The organism is Lysinibacillus sp. PWR01 (assembly GCF_043359455.1).
Lineage (GTDB): Bacteria > Bacillota > Bacilli > Bacillales_A > Planococcaceae > Lysinibacillus > Lysinibacillus fusiformis_F.
This window is the reverse complement of sequence record NZ_JBHERJ010000089.1, coordinates 103,292-126,317: the sequence shown is the minus strand read 5'-3', so window position 1 is coordinate 126,317 and position 23,026 is coordinate 103,292. Positions and strand designations below refer to the sequence as shown.

Below are 23,026 nucleotides of genomic sequence, written 5' to 3'. Positions count from 1 at the left end.
GATTTTTAATACAAAAATTTTAGAGGTAAATTGTACCTCTATTGGAATACCGTTAATCACGCAAAAAAGCCGTCTCAAAATGGGCTTTGAGACGGCTTTTAAAACCTTATAATAGATCTGCAAATTTATCTTGTTGCTGTTCTTCTTTCTTAGGGAAAATATAGACCTCGCGATTTTTCACTGCTCGCTCGATCAATTCATCAAAATCAGAGAAGCTTTCATAATGCTCCACCTTTTCAAGCTTTGGTTTTGTTTTAGGACTTGCTGGTGTAAAAATCGTACAGCAATCTTCAAATGGCTGAATAGATGTTTCGTATGTGCCGATTTTCTCAGCCATATCGATAATTTCTAATTTATCTGTTGAAATCAGCGGACGTAGAATAGGTGTATTTGTTACTGCATTAATTGCTGTTAAGCTTTCAAGCGTTTGACTCGCTACTTGTCCAAGACTTTCACCTGTTACAATAGCAAGTGCACCAATCTCCTCACGCACCTGATCAGCAACCTTCAGCATCATTCGGCGTGTTGTTGTCATCGACACGTTAGAAGGTACTTTTTCTTTAATAAGAACTTGTATTTCAGTAAAAGGAATAACATGCAAACGAATACTAGCACCAAATTTCGTTAATTCATTAGCAAGCACTTTAACTTTTTCCAATGAATTTTGGCTTGTATAAGGTGGACTAAAGAAGTGAATCGCTTCTAATCTCACACCACGCTTCATCATTAAATAACCTGCGACAGGACTATCAATACCGCCTGATAGCATTAATAAAGACTTCCCATTAGATCCTACTGGCATTCCACCTGCACCAGGAATAACTTGTGCCATCATATAAGTTGCATCATGACGAACTTCTACACGTAGCTCAATATCAGGCTTTTTCACTTTGACAGATAAATTTTGAAATTGCGGTAAAACATAGCCACCGATCTCACGTTGGATGGCGTGAGATTCTAATGGAAATGTTTTATCAGTACGTTTTACTTCTACTTTAAATGTATGTTGCTCGTCTTTAAATGTCTCCATAATCGTGATAGCGAGCTTTTTCATACTTTCCATATCTTTTTCACATGCAGCTACAGGGCTAAATGATTGAATACCAAAAATTTTAGGTAAACCTGTAATTAGCGTCTGCATTTGTGCTTCGCCCTCTATAGCAATAAACATACGGTCACGTTCTGTACGAATATGCAGTTGACCTAAATCAGCAAAAGCATGTCGAATATTTTCACGTAAGCGGCGAATAAAATCCATTTTGTTGCGGCCTTTTGTAGAAAGCTCACCATATCGAATTAAAATTTCTTTCCAAATCATTTACTTATTTTCTCCTTTGAGTTCCAACATTACTTCTGCAAGTACTTGTTTAAACTTTTCTATATCTTCTATTGTGTTATGTGCGCCAAAGCTAATGCGAATCACACCTTTTTTATAATGCTCATCAAGGTGTAGTGCCTCGACTACATGGCTTGTTTTCGTTTGCTTGGATGAACATGCACTTGATGTTGACACAATGACACCGCGCTTTTGCATAGCATTAATAATAACTTCCCCTTTTAAATCACGAACACTAAATGACACAATATGCGCAGCTCCTTGTGGGGTTGATAAAACATGGACTGCTTCTCCATATCCGTCTAGCTGAGCTCGAATTTCGTCATGCCATTGACGGTATTTATTTACGCGTTCGTTCATTGTTTCAACAGCTAGTCGAGCCGCCTTCGCTAAAGCAACAGCTTGCGGAACTGCCACAGTACCACTTCGCATTCCAAATTCCTGACCACCACCAAGAGCAAAAGGCTGCCATCTCATGGGTTTACGGAATGCTAATACACCTGAGCCTTTAAAGCCATGAATTTTATGACCAGAGATAGAAATACAGTCTGGGCCTTCTTCTTTAAAGGATATAGCTAATTTCCCAAAGCTTTGAACAGCATCAACATGAAAGGCTGCACGACTCATTTCATGAATCATTTTTGCTGCTTCCTTTATAGGCTGAATCGCCCCCATTTCATTATTCACATGCATGATGCTAACTAAAATGGTTTCTTTTCGTATTTTAGTACGAAGCTCATCGAGAGAAATCACACCATTTCGATCAACACGAAGATATTCAACATCATAGCCCTCTTTTTCAAGCTGTTTCATCGTTTCTAGCACTGAAGGATGTTCAATTTCAGTCGTTAAAATATGCTTTCCTATATGTGTATTACTACGTGCTATGCCAAAAATAGCTGCATTATTTGATTCTGTACCACCTGAAGTAAATAGCACATTTTTTGCCTCTGTCTGCAAAATATCTGCTACTTGCTCACGCGCACGCATTAATAAATCATTTGCTTCAACACCCATGGCATGGATGGAAGCAGGGTTGGCATAATACTGCTCATTGACAGCCATGAATGCTTGCATAACCTCATTTAAAGGCTTTGTTGTTGCACTATTATCTAAATAAATTGTATTAACCATAACTTTTCACACACTTTCAAAACGTTGATTTAACGGTATTTATCATAACGCAATCTTTGGCGATTGACCACTAACTTTAACGATTCTTTAAATTTTAATTGGTATCCTACATTTTTTTCAACATCGTGATAAATTCTGTGGGCGTACTAAATTCGATCGCTTTAACAAAACCTAATTTTTCATAAAGATGGATTGCTCGCTTATTAAATAGGGCGACTGTTAAGCGAAGTGGTAGATGATGCTCTTGTTGAACTGTTTGTACAATAAACGAAAAAAATGCCGTTCCTAATCCTTGACCTGTTAGATTTGGTTTCATACCAATTCCAATATCTACACAGCATTCTATATATGCACCAATATCCTGTCCCTTTGGCACTTGTGCTGCCAAACCTGTGCAATAATAGCCGATTAACTCCCCCTGATTATTCAAGATAGCAAAGTAGGGATGATCAAGCATTTCTTGTACATTTTCATCCGATAACTCATTATTGTAAAAATCGTAAGGTTCTGCATATTGCCATTGTAAAATTTCACTTGCAAACTGTTCATTCATTTTTTTTATTGACAGCTTCACACTGAATCACATCCTCATCTATGCAATAAATAGAAAGCTGTCTAAAAAGTAATCGCTATACTTTTTAGACAGCTCAAAATGTTATTCGAATTATTTTACTGTGAATTGTTCAGCAACCATTTCTTGAATACGCTTTAAAGCACCTGGCTCCATTTCTTCCACTGCTGTACCTGCTTCTTCTAAAGCCTTCGCATAACGGAATTGGTGGAAAGCCTCTTCTGCTTCTTTTAAACGTCCGTTCAATTTCGGGTTCGATGCACGGTGACGATTACCGTACTGAATAATGCGTTCAATGAGCATCACATTTTCTATTAATTCATGTGCCTTTACTTTAACATCCTCTACGCAAAGTGTTGCTGCATTTAGATTATTATGAACCGTTCCCATATTAAGCGGTACTTCTTGCAAGCTTTGCATGACAACATAGATGTGCTCTGCTGCCTCATCAAGACGTGCATCCATCTCCTCAGGAATCCCTGGAATATTTGCCTTGTTTAATAAACGATCGGTATCTTGTAATATTTTCTTTAAGTTTTCGACTTGAGCGCGTGCCTTATTTTCATCTATTCGAAGTTTCTTCATTGTATTCGATAGATGCCCTTGTTCTTCATGAATTCGTTCTAGCTCTTCACTAATTTCGATTAACTCTTCCTGTAAGCTAGAATAAGCCGATTTTTCTTCCTTAACTCGCATGGCTAATAAATCATAGCGACGTTGCAGTGCTTCCAATTGTTTTAAAGCGGCTTTTGGAATTTCAGCATCCTTTTCATTTAAATGGTAACTTTGTTGCACATACGTTGCCTCATCATTCACTAACTTTGTAGAAGAAATGACATTGGTGATAGAGCTTAATAAACGATCACAATTTTGATCTACATAATTTTTAGCAATAACCTCTTTTTCAAGTAAATCATAAAAACGATCGATTTCTTCATTAATTTCTGTCACACGAGGTTTAACAACTTTTAAATTAAGCTCTGCAAGGTCCAGCTTTAATGCATCAAATTCTTTTTCATATTTATTAAGTGCATCTGTCAATTCTAAATGCTGTAAATAGTAAGATTGGTCTTCCATTTCTCGCTGACCATTACGCAATTCCTGAACCGCACCTGGTAACTTAACTTGAATTTCCGTTAAAATAGTAGGAACATCATTAATATACTCGAATGTCTGCTGAGATTCTTGATTTAAGCTAATAACAATTTCTCGTGCTTGCAAATAATTGCCTTCATTTGTCAATACATCGAACTCTTCAAATTTTTGAACAAATGTCTCCAGCTTTTTCTCCAATGCAGGTAGTGCTACACCAAATGAATGCTGATGAGCCAGCAATGTCTTTCTTGCAGAGCGATAGTATTCTTTTAATTGTTCGATTTCAATTCGATTTTTTTCTTCGCTGCCAATTAATTCATTCAGTTCTTCTAAAATATTATTTTTGTCTTGGTCGCATTTTTCAATGTAATCTTCAATTTCACGTTCTATTAAAGTTGCCCTTTTAAAACGAAGTCGATTAATTTGATCCTCAGCATCAAATAGAAGAGAATCGATTTTAGTCATATGTACATCGATGACTTCATCCCAAGTATTGCGCCATCGTTCAAACATTTCTTCCGTTTCACCGTTCATGTTTAAAGATTTTACTTTTGAAATTTCTTCATTTATAGGATTATGTTGTATTTGTAATTTTTCATTTTCAAGTTTTGCAATAATTGCAACATGTTTTCTTCGCATCATAAATCCTACTATGGCTAAAATTAATAGTAGGATAATCGGAATGATGATATACTCCATCGTAAGCCTCCTATTCTACAATAAACGAATTGGCTAGTTGTATTTATTATATACTATGTTTTCGCCTTTTGTACTAAAATTTAAGTGTTTTTCAGAAAACTGTATTTTCGCTATTGTGAAATATTTAAATAGCGTATCTATAGAGCTAAAGGAGTGGTAAATTATGAAACGTGATGGGCATATACATAGTCCTTTTTGTCCACATGGCACTACGGACTCATTCAACCAATATATTGAAAAAGCAATTTCTCATCATTTCACAGATATAACATTTACAGAACACGCCCCATTGCCCAAAAGTTTTTTTGATCCAACCCCGCAACAAGATAGTGGCATGAACCCTGATGATCTCATGCCTTACATTGAAGAATTGCAACACCTGCAACAACGGTATGCACAGGATATTCGCATCCGTATCGGATTAGAGGTTGACTATATTCAAGGTTACGAACAAGAAACTCGTCAATTCCTTGATACATATGGACATTTTTTAGATGACGCTATTTTATCAGTTCATTTTTTAAAATGGCAAGATACCTTTGTATGTATCGACTTTTCTTCTGAATGCTTTATTGATTTTTCAAAAAAAGTTGGCTCTGTTGAACAGGTTTATGATTTATATTATGATACTGTCCTACAATCAATTAGAGCAGATCTTGGTCCATACAAACCAAAACGGATTGGGCACCCATCACTTATTCATAAATTCCAACTGGCGCACAACGAAAAAATCGATGATGCCCGACGTATTAGAGAAGTATTGGACAGCATGAAATGTGCGGGCTATGAATTAGATTTAAATAGTGCTGGTTTAAGTAAACAATATTGTCAGGAGCCCTATCCACCTTTTGCCTTTATCCATTATAGTCAAGCTATTCAACTACCATATGTATTTGGTTCGGATGCACATAGCGCAGAGGATTTACATCAACACTATAATGTTATATTACCAATATAAATAATTTTTAAACGAGGTGCTTATATGTTTACACAAATTAATTACGAAGGATCCATTGCTGACCAATATCTAACATTATCAAAACAATTAGATGCACTACTCACTGGTGAAACCAATCAAATTGCCAATTTAAGTAATGCCTCTGCTCTATTAAATCAGTTTTTAACGAACATCAACTGGGTTGGTTTTTATCTTTTACAGGATAATGAACTTGTGCTAGGGCCATTCCAGGGTCTTCCTGCCTGTGTTAGAATCCCTATTGGACGTGGTGTTTGTGGTACAGCTGTGGCAACGAGAGAAACAATTGTTGTAAAAGATGTACACGATTTTCCAGGGCATATTGCTTGTGATGCGGCCTCACAGTCTGAAATTGTTATACCGCTGCTGAAACAAGGTGAGATCATTGGTGTATTAGATATTGATAGTCCTATTGTGAATCGCTTTTCAGAGGAAGATCGCAATGGCTTAGAGGAATTTGTTAAAACACTACTCAATCATTTATAATAAAACAACAAAAATTACCCTGAAATGTTTTATATTGTCATTTCAGGGTAATTTATTTAAACAACTATTTATATTGTGCTTCATCAAACCTATAAATTTGTTTGATACGAACCGTTATGAGTACAAAAACGATTTTTCCCACTATTTTTTGCTTCATACAAGGCTGTATCAGCATGTAAAAACACAGATTGGAATGCTGGTCGATCTCGCTCATCCCATGTTATAAGCCCCGCAGAAATTGTAACTTGTGGATCTGTGGCACTTGGGATTACTTTCACAATGGTTGATGCTAATTCTAAAGCTTCTTTTTCATTGATATTAGGCACATAGACAGACATTTCTTCTCCACCCCATCTTGCGCAAATCCCACGACTTCCAATCGTCTCTTTTAATTGAACCGCAATCTGTACAAGAATTTTATCTCCAACTTGGTGACCGTACGTATCATTTATACGTTTAAAATTATCAATATCAATTAACAAAAACATACCAGATTGATCATATTCAAGTGATTTTTCTACAAACTGATCGAGGTAACTGCGAGCATATAGTTTCGTTAAATGATCCAAATCGACCATTTCCTGAAGCTGTGTTCGTAAAATTGAATTTGCAATGGCTAACGATGAGTGGTGAATTAAAGATTGCATTAATTTGAAACTATCGAACGAAAAGAAATATGGCTCTTTATGTAAGACAATACTAAAACCATTAATCTTTTCCTCCATAAGTATAGGAATCGCCATAATAGAACGATACTCAATTTGATTAGGAGTTAGACGGCTGAAATCGGCAACAAATAGTGGATCATTCGTTTGAGCAAAATGCTGTTCAACATGTTTTATATAACTCTGACCATTTTCTGAATGGAACAAGGAGGTACTTGCACCTGTTATTTCAAATGTATCGTGTTTTTTAAATGCGAAACAAACTTCCATTGGCTGAAAAGATTTCAGTAACTGCTTTTGTAGGAAAAGTAACATTTCATGAATGTCAATTCGCATATTTAAACGATGCGATGTTTCATTAATGAGTTGTAAGTCACTTACGAGGCGATGCGATTGATGATATAATTTTGCATTTTCAAGAGCATTTCCTGACGCTTGCGCCAGCATCCGTACAAAATCTTTTTCAGTTGTTGAAAAAAGATAAGTCGTGGGAGCACTTACTTGCAAGATGCCATAGATAGCTTGCCTGCCCTTAATAGGTGCATTTAACAACCGACAATTTAAATCGCTCGCTAACTCTGTCGTTAACTCTCCTGATACAAAGGCTTCAATTGTAGCAGGTCTTTCAGATAAATAATCAAAAAGCTTAATATCGATGGTCGTGTGTCGATCTTGATCATTCGATAATATCAGCTCCACATTAAATTCAGGGAAATTATCCCGTATATTTTTTAATACATTTTCTAAAATTAAATCAATATCCATTGTTGAATGAAATAAATCAGTCATGTTATATAGTTTTCTATATTGGTCTTCATTTATTTTGACATCTAAATTGTCTCTAATCATTTGAAGAACCTTTGAAAGTATTTCTATACACTCTTCACCGTACTCCGAGGTCATAAAGTCTGTCCAAGACTCTGTTGCCTCCACAAGTAATACACCAATGGGATTTTTGCCCTCTGCTTGGAAAAGCACCATATCTGTCATCATTGAATAGGCTTGTCTTGCTTTTAATATATAAGGAATTTTCACTACTTTTTGTTGATAAAAACTAGCTTCGATCATCAGCCATGACACAGCATTTAGCTTTGTTTCAATTGTTAATGAAGCCATCTCTTCAATAGGTATTAAAGAATTACCTTCAAAACTGAGAAAAGCAGCATTGTCAATTTTCAAGCGCTTCTTTAGAAACTGTTTCAATGAACAAAAATACCCATTAAAACTAGTTTGTTCTTCATAAGAACTCACCCAAAAGCTCAAAACATCAGATTTTATATATTTTAGCGTTTGTAAATGGTCTGTCATGAAATCACCTTTTCTATATAACGTCCAAATCAATTACTATTAACTTATAATATATTATACATAATTTGTGTCATTTTGACTATGTAATTATCCCTTACTTTTACAATTTACATTACACAGCGTATCATTAACTATTCCTATATCATTTAAAATAGATAGTGAGGAATTTCCTACTATGTTCTTTTACAAATTTTTAAAAGCAAATAATTGACGTCCTTGTCCTAAGCAGTTACAATGGAGGTTGTGTAAAATAAACGCAGCAGTGGTATAAGCTTATGATTGTATTTTATTCCTCTATTTTCTGATATACAACTACTTGAGATTCTCAGTAATGAAAATTAGATGGTGTATTGCGTAACCTAACGGCTGCATAGGCGAAAGTACATGAAAATAAAATACGTGTAAGAACGGGTACTACTGGTTTTTGTTTTACAACAAAAAAACCAAATTTAAAGGAGGAGACAACAATATGTCTCGTTATACAGGTCCATCTTGGAAATTATCACGTCGTCTTGGTATCTCACTAAGCGGTACAGGTAAAGAAATCGAAAAACGCCCTTACGCACCAGGTCAACACGGTCCAAACCAACGTAAAAAATTATCAGAATACGGTTTACAACTTCAAGAAAAACAAAAACTTCGTCATATGTATGGTATGAACGAACGTCAATTCCGTACACTATTTGACCGTGCTGGTAAAATGAAAGGTGTTCACGGTGAAAACTTCATGATCCTTCTTGAAACTCGCCTTGACAACTTAGTTTACCGTTTAGGTTTAGCTCGTACTCGTCGTGGTTCTCGTCAATTAGTTAACCATGGTCACATCTTAGTAGATGGCAAACGCGTTGATATCCCATCATACAGCGTAAAACCAGGTCAAACGATTTCTCTTCGTGAAAAATCTCAAAACCTTGCTGTAGTAGTAGAAGCTATCGAAGTAAACAACTTCGTACCTGACTACTTAACATTCGATGCTGACAAAAAAGAAGGTACATTCACTCGCCTTCCAGAGCGTTCTGAATTATCAGCTGAAATCAACGAATCATTCATCGTAGAGTACTACTCTCGTTAATGACAACAAAAGCCCTGAAATCCCTTGTATATCAAGGTTTCAGGGCTTTTTTATTGTTTCACCATTTTATCCTAATTCCTATGACAATCAATTCGAACCTACGTTTTTTCCGCTATTAATCATTAGTGCAGAAACTAATCCCGTACTAAGTGTTGTAGCAAGAAGAAGGAAGGCTACAGTAAAGCTACCAGATTGTATCAAATAAACAGATATGAACGGTGCAACACTTGTTCCAGCAAATAAAATGACTGTATACATCGAGACTGCAATCCCTCCCATATTCCAGCCTAACTGACTAACAAGTGTTACTAATGAAGGAACAGCAAGTGCAATCCCACTAACAAATAAAATACTAATGATCGTTAAACCAGCTATAGTTGAAATAAAGCTCATCAGGATTAGTGCAATAATCGATAGAGATAAGGCCATTTTCAGTACAAACAGCACATTAAAACGCTTTGCTAATTTCCCTGCAAATGGTGACATAACCATTCCTATTATCCCAAAGGCACGAATGTAAATGAGGTTCTGACTTTTCATACCAAAGGAATCACTCGTTAAATATGCACCTAAAATAATGTACATACTGACAAATGACATTAATAATACAAACGCAATGAGATAACTAAATATCAAATTTCTATTGGTGAAAATAATACCGATTCTCTTCAGAGGAGCCCATATATTTTTAGTTTCGTTCTGAATTATTCCCTTCGGTAAGATCCACATGACTAACAAAGCAGTCATAACATACACTGCAGCAAGCACATAAAAGATGACGTGCCAATGACTATGTTCACTTACATATCCACTAAACACCTGACCAACTATACCCGCTACAAGAAATCCCGTACTGATAAAACCAACTGCCCCAACTTTTCGATCATTAGGAAAAACCTCAAGTGTATAAGCAAGTGCTACGGGTGAAAATGTAGCTGCCGCGAGCCCTTGTAATCCTCTTAATAGAAGGATAAAAGAAAAATCATTAACTAAACCTAGAAGTAACGTTATCATGCTTAATGAAAAAAGCCCGAATACAATGACATTTTTACGTCCATATTTTTCTGATATCGCACCATAGAAAAAACACCCTAGTGCAAATCCAAGTGAAAAAACACTTGATGTAAAGCCCGCTTTAGTCAATGAAATATTAAAATAATCACTGAATACACTAATCAGCGGTATTGTTAAATAGAGACTCGACATCACTACCATACCTGTCCAGGATAAAATAGTTGTCATTAAAGCATAATTTGCGCGATTTTCTGAAATTACAATGTTCATTAAATAAATCACCCTTTTTAGTTCGATTAACTTATAGTTAGATAATCTAATTAAATGACTGAAAATTAAACTGCATCAATATAGCTACAGTTTAACGTTCCACCTTTAGTTTTCTTTGTATAGATTTTAATAATTTACTCACTAACTTCTCAAATACTTGTCGTTCATCAGGTTCCAAATCGCTTACATTAGAAGCGCATGACGACCAATAAGTCGGTAAAACTTCAGCAATAAAAATACGACCTTCATCCGTTAAACTTACATAGATCTTCCTCCGATCTTCTTTACTATGATTCCGTACAACAAGATTTCTCTTTTCTAGCCAATCAAGCATTGACGTTGCGGATGCTCTCGTAATGCCCAATCGTTTAGCTAAAGCAGACGGAGTCGCACGTCTCTCTCCATGTAGTGTCAGCAATAGTAATAAGTCTAATTTACTTTCTGTAATTCCAAAAGGAGCTAACTCATTGTCTATTACATCTAAAACATGATCACTTAACCATAACAATATTAATCCCAATTTCGCATCTTCTTGATTTGTATCACTGGCAGAAGACGTCTGAATCAGTTCAATATATGGCTCTACCCCTAATACTGGCAAATCATCTTCATTCGTGTACGTTTTCTTAATTTTTGTCATTGAATCACCTTTTAATTAGATTATCTAACTATCAACTATTCTAACTATAAATTTAATCGAAGGCAAGAACTTTTATTTCCACAAATTTCTTCAAAATAAAGCCACTACTTTTTTAGCGTAGACGCATTGCCCTAATTATTATAACCTACAATAATTATCCCCACATATTGTGACAATTTTATGTACTTTAAAATAGTAATTACATAGTTTCAAAATAACATAATCACTACCTTAATAATAAAAACAAAATATCAGTTATTTACTATTCAATAGATCATCAAAATAGAACTGTTTTCCAAAAAATATATTTTATTTTCATAGTAAAATATTTTTCAAACCTTATTAAATTAAATATTCTACTACAAAACAACATTTCACACCTTCTTCGACCCATTAACTTTTTTGTAAAATAATAACATGAATAAAATTAACAATTTTAATAAAAATACGAGTTGAACTTTAACAAAAAATAGAATACGATGAATTGCGAAAGGTGGTTCACCATCATTCAAGCAATAATAATTTTTTAAAAGGGGTTGGAAATATGTCAGACGTTCTAAAGCAATTTGTTATGCCGAAAACAAACTTATTTGGACCTGGAGCAATTCAAGAAGTTGGTAAGCGCTTAAATGATTTAGAAGTGAAAAAGACATTAATCGTAACAGATGAGGGCCTACACAAATTAGGTCTCTCAGAACAAATTGCAAATATCATTACAGCTGCTGGAATTGATGTAGCAATTTTCCCTAAAGCAGAACCAAATCCAACAGATCAAAACATTGAAGATGGCATTGCAGTGTATCATGCTGAAAACTGCGATTCTATTGTTTCTCTTGGAGGAGGCAGCGCACACGATGCAGCAAAAGGTATCGGACTTATTGCTTCGAATGGTGGACGCATTCATGATTATGAAGGCGTTGATAAATCACAAAATCCACTTGTGCCATTAATTGCGATCAATACAACTGCAGGCACTGCAAGTGAAATGACTCGTTTCACCATTATTACAGATACAGCACGTAAAGTGAAAATGGCCATTGTTGATAAGCATGTAACACCATTACTGTCCATTAATGACCCTGAGCTTATGATTGGCTTACCTCCTGCTCTAACTGCGGCAACTGGTGTTGATGCATTAACACACGCCATCGAATCATTCGTTTCTACGAATGCTACACCAATTACAGATGCATGTGCTGAAAAAGTACTCCAACTGATTCCTGAATTTTTACCACGTGCCTATGCAAATGGAGCTGATATAGAAGCACGTGAACAAATGGTATATGCACAATTTTTAGCGGGAATGGCCTTTAATAATGCATCACTTGGCTATGTACATGCAATTGCTCATCAATTGGGCGGTTTCTATAATCTACCGCATGGCGTGTGCAATGCTATTTTATTGCCACATGTTTGCCGATTCAATGTAACAGCACGTACAGAGCGCTTTGCTCGTATCGCTGAATTATTAGGAGAAAATGTGGAGGGTTTAAGTAAGCGCGATGCCGCTGAAAAGGCTATTACAGCTATTGAGAAGTTATCACAAGATTTAAATATTCCTAGTGGCTTCCGTGAATTAGGGGCAAAAGATGAGGATATTGAGATCCTAGCAAAAAATGCATTGTTAGATGTGTGTGCTGAGACGAACCCTCGTAAAGCAACACTAGAGGATATCAAACAAATCATTACAAACGCAATGGGACCTATTGTGAAAAAAGAACAGTCACTCGAAGCAGTTGCCCTTTCTTAATCGAAGGTTTCCTATAAGTTTATGACAATGGGTGGAGAAAACAAATGTTTTCTCCACCTTTTTTATACACACATTGTCTATCCTAGAAACTCTCGCTATACTTTTCTTAAAAAGAATAGGAGAAAACGATATGCGTTTAATTTCAATTTGTCCTAGCAATACAGAATTAGTCGCCTATTTAGGGCTGATAGACCAGCTCGTTGGCGTCGATGATTATTCGGATTGGCCAGCAACGGTTAAAGAGTTACCGCAGCTTGGGCCAGATTTATCGATTAATATGGATGCATTAGAGGCATTACAGCCTGATCTTGTCCTGGCTTCCTTGAGTGTACCCGGTATGGAAAGAAACATCGAGGCATTAAAAGAAAGAAATATTCCTCATATTATTTTTAACGCAAACTCATTAGAGGAAATTGCGCAGGATCTTATAACCCTCGGTAAGGCTTGTCAAGTGGAAGAACAAGCAAAGAACATTGCTGAAGAGTATATACATTCCATCGAAAAAATGCATTCCATTGCACAAACCATCTCAAAGAAACCTACCCTCTATTGGGAATGGTGGCCAAATCCTATTTTTACTCCTGGGAAAATAAATTGGCTAACGGAAATTAGTGCTCTTGCTGGTGGCATCAATCTATTTCAAGATGTAGAACTTGCCAGTGTTCAAACTGATTGGACAGATGTTGTTGAACGTAAGCCCGACTACATCATGATGGCTTGGGTTGGTGTAGCATTTGAGCGTATACAACCTGCTCATTTATTAAAACGTCCATATGCCAAAGAGCTACATGCCGTTCAATCGGAACAGCTTCATGTAATGGAAGAATGGCTGTATTGTCGCCCTTCTCCACGTCTTATTGAAGGTGCCATCAAGCTTGCAAAAATACTGCATCCTAAAGAATATCAGCAATTAAAACCGCCGAGTTTCTTATGATTAAAAAACCACATCCCCTCGTTTTTGGGAATGTGGTTTTGCTAATAGAAATTATACAAATTTTACCATATGATATTTTTTCTTACCTCGACGGACAATGCTGAATGCATCCTCTAAACGATCCTTCGCATCGAATACATAGTCTAAATCCGTCACTTTTTCACCATTTACACTAATTGCACCATTTGATACGTCCTCACGTGCTTGACGCTTTGAAGATGAAATGCCTGCTTCTACAAGAAGGTCAACAATGTTTTTGTCCTCTTTAGCCATTTCAATAGAAGGAACATCTTTAAAAGCATCCTTCATTTCTTCAGCTGAAAGTGCTTTTAGATCCCCTGAGAATAAAGCTGCTGTAATACGAATGGCTTGCTCTAATGCCTCTTGACCATGAATTAAACGAGTCATTTCTTCAGCTAGCGCTTTTTGTGCCTTACGTAAATGCGGCTCCTCCTCTACAGAGACTGCTAATGCTTCAATTTCTTCACGAGAAAGGAACGTGAAGATTTTTAAGTATTTAATGACATCTGCATCCGCAGCATTGATCCAGAATTGGTAGAACTCATATGGAGATGTTTTCTTACTATCTAGCCATACAGCACCACCTGCTGTTTTACCAAACTTTGTGCCATCTGCCTTTGTTACTAATGGAATCGTAATCCCAAAGGCTTTCGTTTCTTCCTCGTGTGTTTTACGAATAACCTCTAAACCTGTTGTAATATTACCCCATTGGTCAGAGCCACCTACTTGAATACGGCAATTGTAGTGATTGTATAAATGATTGTAATCAATACCTTGAATTAATGTATAGGCAAACTCTGTAAACGAGATTCCTGTGTCAAGACGAGAAGCAATCGTATCCTTTGCTAACATATAGTTCACGTTAATTAATTTCCCGTAATCACGTAAAAATTCAATTGTGTTTATATTACCAATCCAGTCACGATTGTTCACAAGCTGAGCACCATTGCCATCTTCCGCAAAATCAAAAATACGTTCTAATTGACTACGGATTCCTTGAACGTTTTTATCGATTTGCTCTACCGTTTGTAATTGACGCTCTTCTGAACGACCAGATGGATCACCGATCATCCCTGTCGCACCACCAACAAGTAAAATTGGACGGTGACCCGCTTTTTGGAAGCGACGAAGTGTTAACAATGGAACAATATGTCCAATATGCATGGAGTCAGCTGTTGGATCTACACCACAGTATAAAGATACTGATTGTTCATCTAATAGTTTTGCCATACCTTCCGCATCTGTTTGTTGGTAGAGCAAGCCACGCCATTCTAAATCTTGTAATAATTCGTTTGTCATGTTCATTCCTCCTAAAATGGTTAAAATTCGTTACGTGCATGGATATTTTTAAATAAAAAAAGTCCCTACACGCAAACAATTGCATGCAGGGACGTTAAGTTGCAAACTAACGCGGTACCACCCAGCTTGAAGATGTCATCCACCTTCCACTTCATTCAATCGCCTTTATCGCAGGCGCGCACGTCTAAGCTCCAAGCACGTAATTCGTCTCTACATTATGACCAGTTTTCACCAACCACCGGCTCTCTAAACAGGGAATATAGACACTACTGCAAACTCTTCATCACCAGAAAACTATAAACATAATTCTATACGATTCTTTTTCAAAGTCAATAACTATGTTCGTGTTAAAACAATATGTGCTATAATAGACAAGATTTTAGGAGGTCGATACATTGAAAGATTGGATTGAAAAAATCAATGCAAAGATCGATGAATTACTTGAACAAAAATGGATGAAGAAATTACGTATTTCAGGTAGTGTTACCTGGAACTTATTTTTACTATTTTTAGTCTTTGCATTGGTTGGTACTGTATTTGTCGGTTCAGTTGGAGCTGGTTATTTTGCTTCTCTTGTAAAAGAAGAACCGCTACGCTCAAAAGAAGAGCTGCGCGATCAAATTTTTAGTTATGAAGAAACCAGTGAAATTTATTTTGCCAACGATATTTATATTGGGAAATTGCGGACAGATTTAGACCGACGTGAAACTTCGCTTAGCAATGTTGCACCAGAGGTTGTGAATGCTGTTCTGGCAACAGAAGATGAATATTTCCGAGAGCATAACGGAATTGTACCAAAAGCGGTTATTCGTGGGTTATTACAAGATGTCACAAATTCTGCTACGCAAACAGGTGGATCTACACTTACCCAACAGCTTATTAAAAACCAAGTACTAACAAATGAAGTATCCTATGAACGTAAAGCTAAGGAAATTTTACTGGCGATGCGTTTAGAACATTTTATGACGAAGGAAGAAATATTAGAGGCTTATTTAAATATTATTCCGTATGGTCGTAACTCTTCAGGACGAAATATTGCAGGTGTTGAAACAGCTGCTGAAGGGATTTTTGGCGTAAAAGCAAAAGAATTGTCTCTTCCTCAAGCAGCGTACATAGCTGGTATTCCACAGGCACCATTTGCTTATACACCATTTACGAATACAGGTGAACTGAAAAGTGAAGAAGCTTTGAAACCAGGTATTGATCGTATGAAAACAGTACTTTATCGTATGAAAGAAGCTGGTTATATTGACGATGCACAATATAATGAAGCGTTAAACTATGATATTGCTGCAGATTTCCGCGGACCAGAAATGCGTGCGGAGGATCGTTATCCATGGCTGACTTATGAGCTTGAAGCTCGTGCAAATGACATTATTGCTGAAAAACTAGCAAAAGATGATGGCATTGACCCAGAGCGCTTAAAGTCAGAAAAAAAATTAAAGGATAAATATACGATTTTAGCAGATCGTGATGTTCGTTCTAAGGGCTATCGCATTTACTCAACCATTAATAAAGATATGTATGATGCGATGCAAAAAGCAGCAAAGGACTTCCAGTATTATGGACATACGTATACTGGTAAAGGGAAAGACCCTGTTACTGGTGAAGAAATTGATATTGAAATGCCCGTACAGGTAGGTAGTATTTTAATAGAAAATACCACAGGTCGCATTTTAAGCTTTGTCGGTGGTCGAGACTTTAAAACAATTCAAGTAAACCACGCAACACAAGCTTACCGTTCTAACGGTTCTACAATGAAGCCATTACTTGTTTATGGTCCTGCTATAGAATATGGAGTTATCGGTGCAGGTAGCCCATTAGTTGACGTGAAATTCTCTATTGGTAAATGGAGTCCAAGCAACTATATTACAAGTGATGAGCGAGGACTTATTCCTGCACGTGAGGCATTAGCAGACTCTCAAAACATATCAGCGCTACGTTTATATAATGATATTATTAATAGACGCCCCGCTGATTTGTTAGTAAAAATGGGATTCACAAAATTACACCCAGATGACTTCACTAACCTAGCAACTGGTATTGGTGCTTTAAGTGAAGGGACTACTGTAGAAGAAAATACAAATGCCTTTGCTACCTTTGCAAATGGTGGTCAATTCATTGATGCCTATATGATTGATCGTATCGAAGACCAAGAAGGAAATATTATTTACAAACATGAGGTAGAACCTGTTCAAGTATTTAGCCCAGAAACATCCTATATCGTGACAGATATGTTACGTGATGTTCTTACTAAAGGTACAGGGACAATGGCACGAAATACCTTAAAATTCTCTTCTGATTTCGCTGCAAAAACAGGGACTTCTCAAGAGTATAAAGATGTTTGGCTAGTTGGTTATAACCCAAATGTATCTCTTGGTGTTTGGATGGGTTACGATCAACCTCGTACACTTTATGCATTTAACAACACCTACTTACAGCCAAGCGTTCGTGTGAATAAGCTTTGGGGTACGTTAATGAATGCCGTTTACGATGCGGACCCTCAGCTAATTGATCCACCAACAAGCTTTAAGGCGCCTAAAAATGTTGTGACTGCATCATTCTGTGGCATTTCCGGTATGGCCCCTTCTGCAGCTTGCGCTAGCGCAGGTCTTGTACGTTCCGATTTATTTAATGCGAAGGTATTTTTACCATCTCAACCTGATGATAGCTTAGCATCTTCAAGTGTTGTGACGATTAAAGGTAAAACTTATAATGCCCTGCCAAATACACCAGCAGAATTTGTCAAAGCAGGTGGTGCAGGCATTAATCAAGACTTTATTAAACGAATGTTAGGTAGACTTGGCGGTAACCCTGCTAGTCTGTTACCAAAGAATTCAACATTGTCGAATTCATCTGTATCAGCTGTTGATTTCCCAGCAGATGGCAGCCCACCAGCAGCTGTCTCAGCTTCAGTAAATGGCTCTACATTATCATGGTCAGAGTCATCGAATGATGTTGTTGGTTATCGTATCTACAACGTTACGAATGGCGGTAATACGCTTGTAACATCCGTACTAGAATCAACACAAAGCATTACGGTTGCTAGTGGACAAGCTTATGTAGTAGTCGCTGTAGATATTACAGGCTTATCATCACCTCAATCCAATGTTGTTTCTACTGGCGGTAGTGAAAATGAACCTGACCCAGAGGAAAACGACCAAGAACCAATACCACCTACAACGCCACCAACTAATGGGAATGGCAACGGGTCTGGTAATAATGGCAATGGCTCTGGTAGTAACGGCAATGGTTCCAATAACGGAAACGGGTCTGGTAATAACGGCAATGGCTCCAATAACGGTGATGGATCTGGTAACAACGGCAATGGCTCCAATAATGGAAATGGATCCGGAAGCAATGGCGAGGGCTCTGGTAACCCTGGAGATGGCTCAAACGGAGGAGAAAATACCACGCCTCCACCTGACACATCAAGGCGATAAGCCATTATGCCCTAGCAAAAAGCATTTGTATTAAATAATCAAATAACAGACTTACTACATATTACTTATGAATTGTAGTAAGTCTGTTTTTTTGTCATTATAAAGAAGACTACTATTTTGAAGGGGTGGAAATATATGAACGTATTGATTTTAGGGGGCACACGTTTTTTTGGAAAAAAGCTAGTGGATCTTTGTATTCAAAATGGACATCATGTAACGATTTTAACACGTGGTCAAAGTGGCAATCCCTTTGGTACAAATGTTACGCAGTTGGTAGTAAATCGTAATGATCGTGATACTCTAGCACAGGCACTAGCCAATACAACATGGGACATTGTCTATGATAATATTTGCTATTCTCCCAACGAGGCACAAGCAATTTGCGAGATATTAAAAGGGAAAACGAAAAAGCTGGTCTTTACTTCTACTCTTTCAACCTATGAAGTAGATGGTAAGATGAAAAAGGAAGAAGACTTTGATCCATTCCAGTATCAAATTCGCATGGGACATCAAGAGGAATTTTCTTATGGAGAAGGAAAGCGACAAGCGGAGGCTGTCTTATTTAAAGAAGCTTCATTCCCAGTCGTTGCTGTACGTTTCCCCATTGTGATGGGCGAGGATGACTATACACGTCGTTTACATTTCCACGTTGAACGTATTTTACAGAATCAGCCGATTACTTTACCGAACATTGATGCAAAGATGAGTTATATTACAGATGAGGAAGCAGCTGAATTTTTATATTTTGCTGGCGTTACGCCTATTGAAGGACCATACAATGCTACCGCATCTGGTGCTATGTCTCTCAAAGACCTCATTGCTCTAATCGAAGAAGCGAGTGGTCAGCGTGCAAAAATTTCCCTTATTGGTGGCGATGAGGAATCACCATCGCCTTATGGGGTGCCTGCTGATTGGTATATGTCCAACGCAAAAGCAGAGAAGGCAGGATTTACATTTAGTCAGCTTGAGGATTGGCTACCAAAATTAGTGACAACCTTAGTAAAACAGCTACAATAGCTTTAACAACGCAAAGAATCTGCTAGATAATTAGCAGATTCTTTGTTCATCCATTATGCATCAGCGTTTTTGCCGCAGATGCTTCACTTGCATTGCTGAACTGAAGTCTATCACGGTAATATGTTTTTTAAAATAGCTACTGCTTTATCAATCTCTTCCTTTGTGACCGTTAAAGGAGGTAAGAGACGAATAACAGTTGGCCCAGCCCCCACTAGCAAAAGACCACTCTCTTCTGCTGCCGAGATATAAGGCGCTACTTCCGTGTCACCACAGCCAATCCCTAACAGAAGACCCTGTCCTTGAACGGTATAGCTAGAAGGTAATTGAGCTTTTAGTTGTTCCACAAAATAGGCAGATATTTCTTGTACCTGCTGTAAAAAGGCTGGCTCAAATACATGACTCAACACAGCTTGTGCCACATTCATCGCAAGAGGATTTCCACCAAATGTTGTACCATGTGTTCCTGGACTAAATGTAGCATGAAGCTCAGCAGTCCCTAACATTGCACCCACAGGGAATCCACCACCTAAGCCTTTTGCCAATGTCATGATATGTGGCTTTAATACAGTTTGTTCAAAGGCATAGCGCGTTCCTGTTCGTCCAATACCTGTTTGCACTTCATCAATAATTAGTAGTATCCCTTGCTCCTCACAGGCTTTTGCAATAGCTGTAGCAAATTCTGCTGAGACGCTATTAACGCCACCCTCTCCTTGAATCATCTCCAGCATAATGGCTGCCACAGAATCATCAATGGCTGCTTCAAGTGCAGCAACATCATTAAATGGTAAAATCGTAAACTTTTCCACGAGTGGTCCAAAGCCATTATGTACCTTGCCTTGACCTGTTGCAGACATAGCTCCAAAGGTACGACCATGGAATGATTTTTCGAACGTAATCATATGATGTTTCCCTGTATGTTTTCGTGCTAATTTAATGGCCGCTTCATTAGCCTCAGCCCCACTATTGCAGAAAAAGGCATGAGCAAAGTGCGTATTAGCAATTAATTTTTCTGCTACCTTTTCCTGGCCTGGTATATCAAAAAGATTTGAAATATGCCATAGCTTTTCACTTTGCTCTTGTAGCGCCTGTACAACGGCTGGATGGGCATGACCAAGACTCACCACAGCAATGCCACTTGTAAAATCTAAGTATTGCTTACCTGTAGAATCCTCAACAATTGTCCCCTGACCTTTGACGATTTGTGCACGACGCTTGCCGTAGTTCTCGAATAAAACACTCATGTTATCATCTCCACTATCATTTAAAATAGTTTCTTTCAACAACTATACTTCTCAAGCTATCCTATTAGAACACTAGGAAGAATGAAGTTCACTTGAGGCTACAATCGTCGTCCCAATTAATGTTGCACCCACGATTTGTACGGAAGGGATCCCTGCCCGTAAACAGTCGATGGCTCCTTGTACTTTCGGAATCATCCCACCGTATATATGACCCTGTTCTGTCCATTGGTCAATGAGTGAAGGCGTAGCTATTGTTTGGTATTCATCCTGAATACGGATACCACTCACATCCGTCACGAGTAATAAGCTATCTGCTCCGACCGCTAAAGCAATTTCACTTGCCACCGTATCGCCATTAATATTAAGAGCCTGACCTGCTTCGGTAGCACCTACGCAGGCAATAACAGGTACAATTTCTACACCCATTAAAGCTTCCAATAAGGATGTATTGATGTTTGTTATCGCTCCGACAAAGCCATACATATCTTGATCCAAAAAGTCCGCAACCATCAACTGACCATCAAAGCCATTTAATCCGATGGCTGCTATACCGGCGGTTGTTAATTCATGAACTAACGCAGGGTTCACTTGGCCTATTAAGGTCGATTGGACAACCTTAATAGCAGCCTCATTTGTGACACGTATTCCATTTAACGTATGAGATTGTATGCCTTGAGCAGCTAGTTCACGATTAATGGCTGGCCCACCCCCATGGGTAATAATCAGCTCTACTCCACTCTCTTGTAATCTTTTAAAATTATCAAAGAAAGCCTCATTTAAACCTTCCAGTGTACTGCCCCCAAGTTTAATGACCATACGTTTACGAGCGGTATGATGCATTGATTTGGACATAGTCATACGTTAAGTCACATCCCCAAGCATGCCCCTTACCATCACCCACACCAAGAGACACATAGATTTTTACTTCATGCATTTTTAATATTTGTATTAACTCATCCTCAGAAAAAGGAATCGGCTCACCGTTTTCTACCATCGTAGCCCCACCAATTTGGATGGTAATTTTATCTGGATCAACTGTTGCGCCACTATATCCTACCGCTGCAATAATACGCCCCCAGTTAGCATCACAGCCGAAAACAGCAGTCTTTACAAGTGGTGAACCAACGACTGTTTTTGCAATTTTACGTGCTTCCTCGTCTGAAAATGCACCAACAACTTCCACTTCGATGAGCTTCGTTGCCCCTTCACCATCTTTGGCAATCATTTTTGCTAAATCTTCCGCTACTGTTTGCAATGTGTAATAGAAGTTTTGCCAATCTGGATGCTCAGGTGTTAAAGAATCATTTCCTGCTAAGCCATTAGCCAATACCACCACTGTGTCATTTGTGGATGTATCCCCATCAACTGTAATCGCGTTAAATGTTAAATTAGTAATAGTCGATAAAGCTGCCTGCAACACATCAGATTCAATGTTGGCATCTGTTGTAATAAAGCCTAGCATTGTTGCCATATTTGGTTCGATCATACCTGAACCTTTTGCAACACCAGCGATAATAACTTCCTTGCCATCCACAGTTGTACTATAGCTCGTGTTTTTCATGACAGTATCTGTCGTTAAAATAGCCTGTGCAAAGTCAATAGCACTTTCTAAACTGTCCTTTGGCTCTAACAGTTGAATACCGTTCGCTACTGGCTCTAATTTCATCATTTCCCCAATAACGCCTGTTGAGCAAACTCCTACTAAATTTGAAGCAATCCCTAATTTTTCAGCAGCTAGCGCTTGCATCGTTTGGGCATCTTTTACACCTTGCTTACCTGTACAAGCATTGGCATTGCCGGAATTTACGATCATCGCTTGCATTTTCTTAGTTGTATAAACAACTTCCTTCGTGACTTTTAATGGTGCTGCTTGCACAGCGTTTGTTGTAAAAACACCTGCTACACTTGCTGGTACTTCACTTACTAAAAGGGCTAAATCCTTTTTCTTATGCTTTAAACCACAATGTAATCCTGCTGCCTTAAAGCCTTTTGGTGAAACGATATTTTTACTTGATAATTTTTTCATTACATTCGTTGAAGTGATTACTGTCATTC

18 protein-coding genes and 1 other annotated feature are annotated in these 23,026 nt (G+C 37.7%); of the genes, 7 read left to right on the top strand and 11 right to left on the bottom strand.

Features of this window, described 5'->3' with window-relative positions; translation table 11 throughout:
- Positions 1 to 106: 106 nt before the first annotated feature.
- The 4 genes from thiI to ezrA form a co-directional block, all read right to left on the bottom strand.
- Positions 107 to 1,318, bottom strand: coding sequence for a tRNA uracil 4-sulfurtransferase ThiI (gene thiI, locus ACEVFT_RS20820; RefSeq protein WP_393951193.1), 1,212 nt, complete (start codon positions 1,316 to 1,318; stop codon positions 107 to 109).
- Complete coding sequence (locus ACEVFT_RS20815; protein WP_393951192.1) at positions 1,319 to 2,470, bottom strand: cysteine desulfurase family protein; 1,152 nt, start codon at positions 2,468 to 2,470, stop codon at positions 1,319 to 1,321. It lies immediately after the preceding gene.
- Positions 2,471 to 2,576: 106 nt separating this feature from the next.
- Entirely contained in the window at positions 2,577 to 3,044 is a 468-nt protein-coding gene (locus ACEVFT_RS20810; RefSeq protein WP_342441210.1) for a GNAT family N-acetyltransferase, read from the bottom strand.
- Positions 3,045 to 3,134: 90 nt separating this feature from the next.
- Positions 3,135 to 4,835 (bottom strand): septation ring formation regulator EzrA, encoded by a 1,701-nt coding sequence (gene ezrA / locus ACEVFT_RS20805; protein WP_342441211.1) that lies wholly within the window; start codon positions 4,833 to 4,835, stop codon positions 3,135 to 3,137.
- 163 nt (positions 4,836 to 4,998) lie between these two features.
- Here ezrA and hisJ point away from each other — a divergent pair, with 163 nt between their 5' ends.
- Together hisJ and ACEVFT_RS20795 are read left to right on the top strand one after the other, a co-directional pair.
- Positions 4,999 to 5,793 carry a histidinol-phosphatase HisJ gene (gene hisJ / locus ACEVFT_RS20800; RefSeq protein WP_393951191.1) on the top strand — a complete coding sequence of 265 codons (795 nt, stop codon included), beginning with the start codon at positions 4,999 to 5,001 and terminating at the stop codon, positions 5,791 to 5,793.
- 24 nt (positions 5,794 to 5,817) lie between these two features.
- On the top strand, positions 5,818 to 6,297 hold the full coding sequence (locus ACEVFT_RS20795) for a GAF domain-containing protein (protein WP_342441213.1): 480 nt from the start codon (positions 5,818 to 5,820) through the stop codon (positions 6,295 to 6,297).
- 89 nt (positions 6,298 to 6,386) lie between these two features.
- Here the strand turns inward: ACEVFT_RS20795 and ACEVFT_RS20790 are convergent, their stop codons facing one another.
- The gene (locus tag ACEVFT_RS20790) at positions 6,387 to 8,078 is read right to left on the bottom strand and encodes a sensor domain-containing diguanylate cyclase (protein WP_446721640.1); all 1,692 of its coding nucleotides are present in this window, start codon (positions 8,076 to 8,078) and stop codon (positions 6,387 to 6,389) included.
- Positions 8,079 to 8,739: 661 nt separating this feature from the next.
- Here ACEVFT_RS20790 and rpsD point away from each other — a divergent pair.
- Positions 8,740 to 9,342, top strand: coding sequence for a 30S ribosomal protein S4 (gene rpsD, locus ACEVFT_RS20785; protein ID WP_205444994.1), 603 nt, complete (start codon positions 8,740 to 8,742; stop codon positions 9,340 to 9,342).
- Positions 9,343 to 9,429: 87 nt separating this feature from the next.
- On the opposite strand, the gene ACEVFT_RS20780 is transcribed toward rpsD, so the two are convergent.
- Positions 9,430 to 10,626, bottom strand: coding sequence for an MFS transporter (locus tag ACEVFT_RS20780; protein ID WP_393951190.1), 1,197 nt, complete (start codon positions 10,624 to 10,626; stop codon positions 9,430 to 9,432).
- Positions 10,627 to 10,717: 91 nt separating this feature from the next.
- Positions 10,718 to 11,266, bottom strand: a complete 549-nt coding sequence (locus ACEVFT_RS20775; RefSeq protein WP_205444997.1) for a MarR family winged helix-turn-helix transcriptional regulator — start codon at positions 11,264 to 11,266, stop codon at positions 10,718 to 10,720.
- A 544-nt stretch (positions 11,267 to 11,810) separates the two neighbouring features.
- Between ACEVFT_RS20775 and ACEVFT_RS20770 the strand changes: the two genes are divergently transcribed.
- Together ACEVFT_RS20770 and ACEVFT_RS20765 are read left to right on the top strand one after the other, a co-directional pair.
- Positions 11,811 to 13,016, top strand: a complete 1,206-nt coding sequence (locus ACEVFT_RS20770) for an iron-containing alcohol dehydrogenase (RefSeq protein ID WP_393951189.1) — start codon at positions 11,811 to 11,813, stop codon at positions 13,014 to 13,016.
- Between the two features lie 130 nt (positions 13,017 to 13,146).
- Positions 13,147 to 13,950 carry a cobalamin-binding protein gene (locus ACEVFT_RS20765; RefSeq protein ID WP_393951188.1) on the top strand — a complete coding sequence of 268 codons (804 nt, stop codon included), beginning with the start codon at positions 13,147 to 13,149 and terminating at the stop codon, positions 13,948 to 13,950.
- Between the two features lie 51 nt (positions 13,951 to 14,001).
- On the opposite strand, the gene tyrS is transcribed toward ACEVFT_RS20765, so the two are convergent.
- The gene (gene tyrS / locus ACEVFT_RS20760; protein WP_205445000.1) at positions 14,002 to 15,270 is read right to left on the bottom strand and encodes a tyrosine--tRNA ligase; all 1,269 of its coding nucleotides are present in this window, start codon (positions 15,268 to 15,270) and stop codon (positions 14,002 to 14,004) included.
- An 84-nt stretch (positions 15,271 to 15,354) separates the two neighbouring features.
- Positions 15,355 to 15,563, bottom strand: a binding site (T-box leader).
- Positions 15,564 to 15,665: 102 nt separating this feature from the next.
- On the opposite strand from tyrS, the gene ACEVFT_RS20755 reads away from it, so the two are divergent.
- Positions 15,666 to 18,713 carry a transglycosylase domain-containing protein gene (locus tag ACEVFT_RS20755; protein WP_205445002.1) on the top strand — a complete coding sequence of 1,016 codons (3,048 nt, stop codon included), beginning with the start codon at positions 15,666 to 15,668 and terminating at the stop codon, positions 18,711 to 18,713.
- A 135-nt stretch (positions 18,714 to 18,848) separates the two neighbouring features.
- Positions 18,849 to 19,730, top strand: coding sequence for an NAD-dependent epimerase/dehydratase family protein (locus tag ACEVFT_RS20750; protein ID WP_393951187.1), 882 nt, complete (start codon positions 18,849 to 18,851; stop codon positions 19,728 to 19,730).
- A gap of 110 nt (positions 19,731 to 19,840) precedes the next feature.
- Here the strand turns inward: ACEVFT_RS20750 and ACEVFT_RS20745 are convergent, their stop codons facing one another.
- The 3 genes from ACEVFT_RS20745 to argJ form a co-directional block, all read right to left on the bottom strand.
- Entirely contained in the window at positions 19,841 to 20,971 is a 1,131-nt protein-coding gene (locus ACEVFT_RS20745) for an acetylornithine transaminase (protein WP_393951186.1), read from the bottom strand.
- Between the two features lie 72 nt (positions 20,972 to 21,043).
- Positions 21,044 to 21,829: an acetylglutamate kinase gene (gene argB / locus ACEVFT_RS20740; protein ID WP_393951185.1), complete on the bottom strand. Its 786-nt coding sequence runs from the start codon at positions 21,827 to 21,829 to the stop codon at positions 21,044 to 21,046.
- Positions 21,792 to 23,024: a bifunctional glutamate N-acetyltransferase/amino-acid acetyltransferase ArgJ gene (argJ, locus tag ACEVFT_RS20735; RefSeq protein ID WP_393951184.1), complete on the bottom strand. Its 1,233-nt coding sequence runs from the start codon at positions 23,022 to 23,024 to the stop codon at positions 21,792 to 21,794. The genes argB and argJ overlap by 38 nt, the downstream gene beginning before the upstream one ends.
- Positions 23,025 to 23,026 lie beyond the last annotated feature (2 nt).